This is a genomic window from Bartonella sp. P12B (assembly GCF_055796185.1).
The window spans coordinates 368402-378755 of record NZ_JBTTDI010000001.1; the positions used below are offsets into that span (position 1 = coordinate 368402).

Below are 10354 nucleotides of genomic sequence, written 5' to 3' on the forward strand. Positions count from 1 at the left end.
AAATACAATTTGTTGTAATAATACTTGTGTGGAAATCTATATTTTGTAATAATTAATTTATTAAATGGAATATTTAGATTTTTGAAACTCTAAATAATACATATTGATAAAATAGTAAGAAATCAATTAAACAGTTCTACTCATGATTGACTCACGAAAAAGCAGACAAAAACAATGAGCGATGCTGTCATACTTGTTGTAGGAATATTCTTATTCGTATTCGGACTATTTTCAATAGTGGGCATAGTCTATTCCATTTTTGAGAACGTGAAGAGAATTTGGAATACAGAATTCAAAAGTATAATTTTATGCATTATTATTAGCAGTATGCTTTGGTATTATGACGTTTTTATGAAGATACCGTTAAGTCTACTGATTATAGCATTTTGTATAGAGAATTTAACGTCCATATTCGCAAATGATCATAAAGGACAATTAAATGAATCTCTGAAAAATCGAGAGTGTACTGTTTATCGAGCGATTATTGCACAATGTGAAGAAAGGCTTTATGAAAAAACTCGAAAAATACCGCAAATATGGATTGAACAATGGGATGAGGAAGCAAAACAGTGGGAAAGGGATGTTCTTGAGATAAAAAATCCTAGGCATATTGCAAAAGCGAGTAGACAGCAACCTTCCCTGATAAAGGAGATTTGCGCGCAAGGATATGCGGATACATTTTTTCTTTATGAGCGGGCGCTGAAAACAGAATTCACTTCTGAGCACATGGAAAGAATAAATGAATTAATTTCAACTTTTGAAGAAATTTATTGTGAAGTTGTGCCATGGATGAAGGAGAATGGCATAATTGTTGAAAAATTGATAGATCTCTTTACGGAAACAAAACAACCTAAGCCTACGATCCTGTTGTTGCATTGGTGGTTATATATGGTTGATGGTATGATTACCGTGATGTGCGAAGAGGATTCACAAGAGGAGGATTCAGGGCTCTATGATCATTTAGCCTCTATGGGTGTCTATTTTACATATAGACCTGAAGATACAGAATATGAAACGGTAAAAGAAATATTGCAAAGCTATTGTTCTATGCCTCATCAGTACAAAAGAATATGCAATTGTAAAATAGAGCTTGTACCATTATTGTATGACATTTCCGGTAGTTATACAGCAGCAAGAGAAACTTTTATCTATTATAAGGAACTTATTAAGACAGTAAAAGAGGGCTATGTTTCTTTTTCTGAAAATTATGGGTATTCTTATTCAGAGATTACAATTAAAATGAATGAATATAAGGAGAAAGATAAAGATAAGATAAGACGCCTTTGCATTGATCAGAAAACTCCAACATTTGAAGAAGCTTACAAATTAGGCGTCATGGAATGGATGAGGGATGCAAGTGAGAAATGTGGTCATCCGTTAGTCTTTTGGTCTAGGCTCGTAAGAATAGAAAATTTGAGAAAAAGGCTACAAATCATTTTCGGTGATGAGAAGGTAAAGGCACTGGAAGAGGCTATCGAAAAAGAGCAAGAAAAGTTGACCAGTAAAATGAATGCAGCGATTTTTGAAAATAAAGATTTTCATTATTACAAATCCCTTGAATATTTGATAGGATATCTTCAATGATACTGTTGTGGGGAAGGGCTCTATAAGGTTGTTGGGGCGTTTGTAACGTGTTTTTATAAGAAATCGTGAGTAGCACTGAGAGGAAAATGTCAGTGAAGTTGTAAAATGTGCATGGCGGGGTTTTCTATTACAAGAGGGTGTTCTATGTCGTAAGAGGATGCACTGAGAGTGCTTCGTTGCCTCAAGCGCAGTTTTATCAGCTGGGAGGATGAAATTCTTTTAAATCTATTGTGTCAAACTGTTGGGATTGAAAGGGGGAAAATATTATTATGGAAAGTATAGGATAGAGGGCTCCAATAGCTGAAAGAGAAATGCTTTTTTGAAGGTGTTTTTTTCATTGAATAGCAATGCATTTATTGTTTGTGGTGATGGTTTTATAAATGCTCAAAGAGTGAGAGCAGTTTATTCTTGCGGGTTTTGGTTGAGGGTGATGCTCTTAAAGGGGGCTTTTAAGAATATTGTTTTGCGGTTTAAATGCCTTTTTTAAGCGTTTCTTCTAATTTGGTGCGGATGCGTTCATTGCCGGCGATGATATTTTTTTTGCGAAAGATAGCGTCGCCCCCTTCTTTGTCGGTGACAAAACCACCGGCTTCACGCACCATTAGTATTCCAGCGGCCATATCCCAAATTTGTAGATTGTCTTCCCAAAATCCATCGGTTCTTCCAGCAGCAACATACGCTAAATCAAGAGCTGCGGCTCCAAAACGACGAAGTCCCGCAACTTCTGCCATTACATTGCGCAATTCAATCAGATAGGCTCCATGATCGGAACGACCCAAATGGGGCATGCCTGTGGCAATAACGCAATCTTCTAATTTTTTGCGTGCTGAAACGCGACAGCGCCGGTCGTTAAAAAAAGCACCACTCCCGCGTTCAGCGGTGAAAAGTTCATCACTGACAGGATTGTAAATAACACCAGCAACGATTTTTCCTTGACTTTCTAAGGCAATGGAAACAGCAAAAAAAGGAATACCGTGGAGAAAATTTGTCGTGCCATCTAAGGGGTCAATAATGAAACGGTGTTGTGAATCTTCGCCAATGATTTCTTCAGATTCTTCCATCAGGAAGCCAAAGGTTGGCCGTGCTTTGCTCAATTCATTGAAAATAATTTTTTCAGCTTTACGATCGGCTTGGCTTACGTAATCTGCTGGTCCTTTCAAAGACACTTGTAAATTTTGTACTTCACCATAATCACGCACCAATGAGCGTCCAGCTTTCATTGCGGCTTGCACCATGACATTCATGACTGCAGAATGGGCCATCTTTTCTTCCTTTATTGCTTATTTTTCATTTGCACGACGCAAATAAATCAATTCATTGGTGTCAACAATGATACGTTCGCCGGCATTAATAAAAGGTGGCACAAGAATCCGCATACCATTTTCAAGAACAGCAGGCTTATAAGAGGAGGTGACTGTTTGCCCTTTAATGGCTGGATCTGCTTCTGCTATTGTCACGGTGACTTGATCAGGAAGCGATATGCCAATAGGCTTTTCTTGATAAAGCTCAACGGTGACAGTCATGCCATCTTGTAGAAAAGCGGCGCGCTCGCCAACAAAATCTTTTTGCAGTTCAAGTTGTTCGTAAGATTGGGAATCCATAAAAACCAAAGCATCCCCTTGTTCATAAAGAAAAGTAAAATCCTTTTGTTCAAGACGTACCCGTTCAACCGTTTCGGCGGCACGAAAGCGTTCATTGAGTTTTGTGCCATCGATCAAATTTTTCATTTCAACTTGATTAAATGCACCACCTTTTCCTGGTTTTACAGCATTGCATTTAACAGCGACCCATAAGCTTCCTTGATGCTCAATTACATTGCCAGGGCGAATTTCGTTGCCATTAATTTTCATTGTTTCTATCCAATTCTCTTGCTTAGAGCTCTCTTTTTGTCTTTAAACCAATGCTTCTTGTTGTTTTGACAGTGAGCTCTTTTGTCGTTTTTGTGATAAGATCCCCTTTTGTCCTTGCGGTAGGTTCTCTGAAAGTCTTTGTGGTACACTCTTTCATTGCTCTCGCGGTAGGCTTTTGCATGATCTTTATAGAAAGAAAAGCTGAGAGCGTACCAAAAAGACCTTTATGAATTCTTGCTTTCCAGCTCTTTGCAAGACCATAAAAAGTGCTCAGACGCAAGTCCTTTAAAAAATTGCACAAAATTTTTTGGGGATTTTGATACAAATTCTTAGAGATTTGAGGAAATTTTTGCCGCATTCTCTCTCTTTTTGAAGGAAAGAAGAGCATTGTTTTCAAGTGTTTTTTAAAAAATGGGCAGGAGCTTTATGGCTTCTTTGTGTGCTTTTTCCAATTGTGCATCGTTCATTCCTTCAAGCATTATTTCAAGATCAGGTGCTTGCATTTTCGCTTGTTTTGCAACCATATACCATGCCGCCGCCATTATCATATCGCCTTTTGTGCCCATCCCATCTCGGTAGAGTCTGGCAAGGGAAATTTGTGCTGATGGGACCATATTGTTGGCATTGCTTAGAAGTAATTGAAAAGCGCGTTGAAAGTCTGTTTCTCCTCCACGCCCTTCTATAAGCCATTTGGCTAACAGAAGCTGTGCTGGTGTGTGTTTGTTTTGAGCCGCTGTTTCCATGAGTTTGCGTGCATTGCGATCATCCCTTGGCCGTGTTAACGTTCCAGAGGCAAGAATTTTTGCTGCCGCAAAGGCAGCTTCAGCATCACCAAGGGCGGCACCTTTTAAAAACCATTTTAATGCTTGCTCATTTGCTTCATCTTCGCGGCTTTGTGAAGAGACACCTGCAAGAACCTGCTTTTCACGCGAGGCTTTGTAAAGAAGCAATTGCCCATAATAATAATAGGCTTCTTTTACACCGGCCTCTACAGCTTTTTTAATGAATTTTTCTCCAAGCTCTTGATTTTGTGTAGTGAAATTGCCATCAAATAACATAAGGCCGTAGCGTAATTGCGCTTGTGGTTCGCCTTGTTTTGCGGCACGTCCAAACCACAAAGCAGCACGCGCTCCATCAACAGGAATGGCACATCCTTCCATATAAATTCGGGCAAGAAGTGTTTGGGCAAAAGGATCATTTTTTTCTGCACGTCTTAATGCTTCACGAAAAGCTTTTAAATAATAGCCTTGAACGTAATAGTCGTAGGCTTGATCATATTGTCCTGCTTGTAAGGGTTGGAAAGCTTGGTCTTTGTTTGTCGCTTCTTGAATGGTATTGAAAGAACGTTCAAGCTCTGAGGATTCTTCAGCAATGACAGCGGAACTTTCAACAATGGTTGCAAAGCACATCACACTCAGAATGGACAGCGTAGCGCTTCTTTTTATTATGCCTTGCTTTATCATTAATGCTCTCTCCAGCAATAGAGAAAAGTTTTTACATTTTTTTTTCATCTTATCAAGTGTTGTCAAAGGATTCTTGTGGGTAAAGGGGATATCTGCAATGGCGATCAATAATGGCGATAAATTTATAGGTTGTTTAATCGTTGGTTGAAAGTTGTAAGTTTGCTTTGCGCTTAGTGAAATGGTTTTCTGCTTGGTAAAATCACTTCTTGCTTGAAAAATGCTGGGTTTTCCATTCTTTCTGCTCACCCTGTACGCATTGCGGGTGTGGAGGTGGTTTTTACCAGCATATATAGGTATTTTTGCCATAAATTCAAAATCTACTGAAAAGGACGGATGGTTTTAACCACTGAAAAAGATGAAAGGCTTTTTATCATTTTTCAAAAAAGCTTTGTTTTTGTGGTCAAGTTTTGATCAAGTCTTGTTTGGGATTATTTGGCTGCTCCATTTAATGTACTCATTTTTTCATGGAATGCTTATGAACAGAAAAGGGGGGCTTCTCATGATTTGAGAGGTAAATATTTGTTCTGCATTGCCTTAAGGTAAGGGCTGTCGCAACATTGGGAATTGGTAAAGAGTGTGATAGTGTTGGCTTGAGGCTGAAGATGGTCCTCAATGGATTTACTGTTAAATAATGAGATACATCGTTAGATAATGTGCTAAGTGCTATACCAGTATTTTTTCAATTTTTCACGTATAGCCTTTAGGAATATTAATTTATACTTCTTAATGAGGCTTCTTTTATAGCATCATTATTAGTCGTATTTTTCTAAAAGAAAGTGCCAATCATCTACGAATGTTGTTTGTTACCGGGAGCTAGGTACTAAAAGAGGACCGTATCAGGGTGCTCCCCTCTTTTATGAACAAACAACACTCATAGAAACCGGCGATTCGCATTATATCACAAGAAATTAATAATTTCTAAATATTTTTTTTGACGATAATTAATATTGAGAATGGTCTTGATAAAGAGGTAACAATTTATGAATGATATTTTTTTAGATGAAAATATCAACTGATATGATAAAAAAATATTTGAAAGATAGCACTATAGCTGCTTATAAATTGTCACGAAAAATTTTTAATAAAATTTCTTCATATATAACAGTCAAACTAAATACATGTACATTACCTGTTTTAGAATTCAATAAAATTTTATCTCATTTAAATTTAAATGTGGAAGATTTGACAAAGGAGTAAATTATAACCAATAAAATAGCAATATATGAAACCCTAGATGTTATAGATAATCGAATTTTTGAAAGGTTGTTTAAAGGGCTTCCAATAAATGATCTTTCTGCTGTAAATATGAATAAATATGAAATCTATAACAAAAGAGAATTAGAAGCTATAACTCTTTCAAGCGCTATAAAACAATTTAAAGCAACAAGATCTAATGAAGAATTTACTTGTAAAATAATGGGTTATATTGTTTCAGAAAATAAGTTTACAAAAGAAAACGATAAAAATAAAATATTCCTGCAAACAGTTGTTTATCTTTATTTAGATAATGATACTGTTATTTATATGACGGCTAAAACAGCATTAAAAAAATTTTTTAACATTATAAAAACTTTTGGGACACCAAGCAAAAATAATGGACTCGTCCTTTCTTTTATTCTTAAAAACAATGGGGATATATCATGGTATAAAGTAAAAATATTAGGTACCGGTAATGACTATGTACCGCCTGCACCACAACAAAACAATATGACAGTATAATAATGAACAAAGACCCTTCAGAAGAAGGGTCTTTTTTCAGTTTAGTTTAATCTATTACACAATTGGAGAATGTATAAAAAATCATTAGCATGGATAAATCATGCTAACGATCATCTCAACACAGCATAAGCTACTGAAACAATGGAAATTTTTGTGCTAAGTGAACCAGTTAATACTAAGAATGTTAGGAAGATTAGCAAAGAATTAAAAAAAATGGTAAGCGAAAAAAGAAAATTTTACAGTAAAATTAGTTAAATTTAACTAATCTCTCCCCAAGCAAGCACATCATTTTAATGTGACTCCTCAAAACGAAAAACAATTAGAAAACTTTAATAAATATTATACAAAATTAAAAAGATCTCTCGTTTTTAAAAATGGTAACATCTTCCCAATTATTACTGAAAAATTTCATAAAGCACAAAATAGAATTGTTAAAGATATGCTAAAAAGGCATTACATAAAAAAGCAGATCTCTATATAAAATATGACACTTTAGATAAGCCTGTTAAGAAAAATTGTAGTGGAATAACGCTTTCTTTTAAAAAAACTTATCAAAAAGAAAAAACCACAACATGGGCACAGGTTAATAGACAAAATGTTAGTAAAAAATATCACATCAATTTTTTAGAGGCTACAAAACATCTTGGTTACAATAGCTTTAGAAATTGGTTAATAGAACAGGGATCTGTTATGGCATATTATTTATATGCTCATAACTTTGACCATCGGAGAGTCTGAGGTAGGGGACCTTGATGTAGAGTTTCGGGGTTTTGCAACAGAAGTAGACATTCTTTCAGCTACCATAAATAGATTACACTGTATTGTATACACAACAAATAGAGACAATTACGTACCCGAATATAATGAGAAAATAAAAACACTTATTAAAGTTTTATTTGAAGAAATGAACGATGCTTCTGATTATTTCGATTTCGAATAAGATAATTAAAAATATTGCTGTTGATACTCTTTTAGAGAATAGGGAAAAATGCTCAAGATGTTATGGATTATGACGTTATAATGTTAAAAACTTTCCTTTTGATCAGAGATGAGTTGTAAAATTGCTCTTTGCTTTACGGAGTTCAGCACTCTGAAGCTTTTTAAAAGCAAGTATTCCTCTTTGCTCGAGATGATTTCATCATGATGGTATGGGGGCTCTTGCTTTGTTAAGAGATCTGCATAAAAAAAGGACAGGGGCACATTGAGTTTCTCAGCAATTTCCTTCAAACGCCCAGCGCTTACACGATTGAGGCCCGTTTCATATTTTTGAATTTGTTGTGCGCTTAACCCTAAGTGATTTCCTAGTTTTTTCTGAGATATTTTTAACATTTTTCGCCTAAAACGGATTTTTTTGCCGATAAAAATGTCGTTAAGAAGGTCTTTGCCTTGCATTTTACTTCCCCCACCGGGTGCGAGCGCCCTCGCATTGGTATTCCGGGAGCTTGAAAATACTGAGCTTAATCAGCCTTTTTGCTTTTAGTGCTTGACAGCACCTGGACATAGCAAAAACTCCCGGAATCCGGGAGATACTCACAAAGGAGTATCGATTTTAATGTATTAAGCTTTCGGGTTTTCAAGGCCCTATTGGTCGTTGCGTAGATGACCAAAACACCTTCCAAATAATAAAGTAATTTTAGGGGATTGCAATAGAAATGAAAAAGTTTCTGTCCTGTAGAGTTGTGTCATGAGAGCGACTTCTCAAGAGAGAGGTACTGCGCTGTTTATCAAAGCGAAGAGGATGAGAAAAGCAGTGGCACTTTTGCGTGTTGATCTTGCTTCTTCAAGATTTTATTTCTGATCAGAGAGGAGCTGTAAAATTGCTTTTTGCTTTACAGAGTTCAGCACTCTGAAGCTTTTTAAAAGCAGATATTCTTCTTTGCTCGAGATGATTTCATCATGATGGTATGGGGGCTCTTGTTTTGTTAAGAGATCTGCATAAAAAAAGGACAGGGGCACATTGAGCTTCTCAGCAATTTCTTTTAAGCGTCCGGCGCTTACACGATTGAGTCCCGTTTCATATTTTTGGATTTGTTGCGCGCTTATCCCTAAGTGGTTTCCTAGTTCTTTCTGAGACATTTTCAATATTTTCCGCTTAAAGCGAATTTTTTTGCCGATAAAAATGTCGTGAAAAAGGTTTTTGGTTTGCATTTCATGCCCCCCACCGGTTGCGAGCGCCCTCGCATTGGTATTCCGGGAGCTTGAAAACACTGAACTCAAATCAGCATTTTGCTTTTAGTGCTTGACAGCACCTGGACATAGCAAAATCTCCCGGAATTCCGGGATACCCACAAAGTGGGCTCATTTTTATGTTTGAGTTTCGGGTTTTCAAGTCCCTATTGATCGTTGCGTAGGCGACCAACAACCCATTGATTTATAATGATAATTTACTGTTTTGCATATTGAATGAGACCCCCGAATATTGTAAGATTCTCTCAATTCAAATCACCTTATGTTCAATCAATTAAAGTCACTTATTTGCACGTCATAAGCGGGGTTATCGTGTGGGTAGAAAACCGTTTAGAAAGGAACAAAAATGCCTCTTATGAATCGTCTTAATGCAAGGGCTGTCGCAACATTGGGGGCTGGCAAATATAATGATGGTGCCGGCTTGTTACTTCATAAGCGTAAAGATGGGGGTGCTCAATGGCTTTTACGCTATACCATCCACGGTCGTCGTCGTGAAATGGGATTGGGTGCTTTAAGAAATGTCTCTTTAAAAAAAGCTCGTGAATTAGCAACCCAATGGCGTTCTGTTTTACAAGAAGGTCGTGACCCCATTAAAGAACGTGAAAAACAAAAGCGTGAGGCAATGCGTAATCTCCATTATTTAAAAGATATCGCTTTAGATACTTTTGAAAGTCGTAAAGCTGAATTAAAAGGAGATGGTAAGGCTGGAGATTGGTTTTCACCTTTAAAACTTCATATTCTCCCTAAATTAGGTTGTATGCCGGTTTCAGAAATTACTCAAATAGATATACGCAATACACTTGCCCCTATCTGGCATACAAAAGCTAAAACAGCAGAGAGAGCACTAATTCGCCTTAATCTTTGCCTTAAACATGCTGCTGCCTTGGGTTTGGATGTTGATTTACAAGCAACAGAAAAAGCAAAGGCTTTGTTAGGCAAACAACGCCATAAAGCGCAAAATAGACCAGCAATGGATTGGAAAGAGATACCGGCTTTTTATAAAATGCTTTGTCAAAAAACAACCATAACACAATTGGCTTTGCGTTTGCTTATCCTTACAGGGGTTCGCACATATTCCTTATGTCATATTCATAAGGATCAAGTTGAAGATGATATATGGACCATCCCTGCTGAGAATATGAAAGGAAGGCGTGATGCTACAACAGAATTTCGTGTGCCTCTATCAACAGAAGCATTGGAAATTTTAAAACAAGCGCGCCTGCTATCTCGCAATGATTTCTTTTTCTCTGCAACTGGTCGGGGTCCCCTTGCTGATAATTGTATGGCAAACTACATGCAAAAAACTGGACTTAATGCCTGCCCGCATGGTTTTCGGTCTAGTTTAAGAGATTGGTTAGCAGAAACAACCGATGCTCCTTTTGAAGTCGCTGAAACCATTCTAGGTCATACGGTCGGGGGTAAAGTAGAGCGTGCTTACCGTCGTACTGATTATTTAGAACAGCGCCGTGTTTATAGAACAGCGCCGTGTTTATATGAATAAATGGGCGGCTTATGTTATAGGCCAATCTTAAAAGATGGGGTTTTGTACCC

Annotated in this window: 7 protein-coding genes and 1 pseudogene; 3 read left to right on the forward strand and 5 right to left on the reverse strand. The window is 37.0% G+C overall.

Annotated elements, in window-relative coordinates:
* Positions 1-174: 174 nt before the first annotated feature.
* Positions 175-1584, forward strand: coding sequence for a hypothetical protein (locus tag AC0QT1_RS01560; protein ID WP_473201497.1), 1410 nt, complete (start codon positions 175-177; stop codon positions 1582-1584).
* 470 nt (positions 1585-2054) lie between these two features.
* Here the strand turns inward: AC0QT1_RS01560 and AC0QT1_RS01565 are convergent, their stop codons facing one another.
* From AC0QT1_RS01565 to AC0QT1_RS01575, 3 genes are all read right to left on the reverse strand, one after another.
* Complete coding sequence (locus AC0QT1_RS01565; protein WP_473199733.1) at positions 2055-2846, reverse strand: inositol monophosphatase family protein; 792 nt, start codon at positions 2844-2846, stop codon at positions 2055-2057.
* An 18-nt stretch (positions 2847-2864) separates the two neighbouring features.
* The gene (gene efp / locus AC0QT1_RS01570) at positions 2865-3434 is read right to left on the reverse strand and encodes an elongation factor P (RefSeq protein ID WP_241437666.1); all 570 of its coding nucleotides are present in this window, start codon (positions 3432-3434) and stop codon (positions 2865-2867) included.
* Positions 3435-3838: 404 nt separating this feature from the next.
* Complete coding sequence (locus AC0QT1_RS01575) at positions 3839-4897, reverse strand: tetratricopeptide repeat protein (RefSeq protein WP_473200007.1); 1059 nt, start codon at positions 4895-4897, stop codon at positions 3839-3841.
* A gap of 1305 nt (positions 4898-6202) precedes the next feature.
* On the opposite strand from AC0QT1_RS01575, the gene AC0QT1_RS01580 reads away from it, so the two are divergent.
* The gene (locus AC0QT1_RS01580) at positions 6203-6616 is read left to right on the forward strand and encodes a hypothetical protein (protein ID WP_473201498.1); all 414 of its coding nucleotides are present in this window, start codon (positions 6203-6205) and stop codon (positions 6614-6616) included.
* A gap of 1023 nt (positions 6617-7639) precedes the next feature.
* Here AC0QT1_RS01580 and AC0QT1_RS01585 read toward each other — a convergent pair.
* Positions 7640-8008 (reverse strand): helix-turn-helix domain-containing protein, encoded by a 369-nt coding sequence (locus AC0QT1_RS01585; RefSeq protein ID WP_473201499.1) that lies wholly within the window; start codon positions 8006-8008, stop codon positions 7640-7642.
* Positions 8009-8404: 396 nt separating this feature from the next.
* Complete coding sequence (locus tag AC0QT1_RS01590; protein ID WP_473201500.1) at positions 8405-8764, reverse strand: helix-turn-helix domain-containing protein; 360 nt, start codon at positions 8762-8764, stop codon at positions 8405-8407.
* Positions 8765-9149: 385 nt separating this feature from the next.
* Here AC0QT1_RS01590 and AC0QT1_RS01595 point away from each other — a divergent pair.
* Positions 9150-10335 (forward strand): annotated as a pseudogene (locus AC0QT1_RS01595) (tyrosine-type recombinase/integrase).
* Positions 10336-10354: the final 19 nt, after the last annotated feature.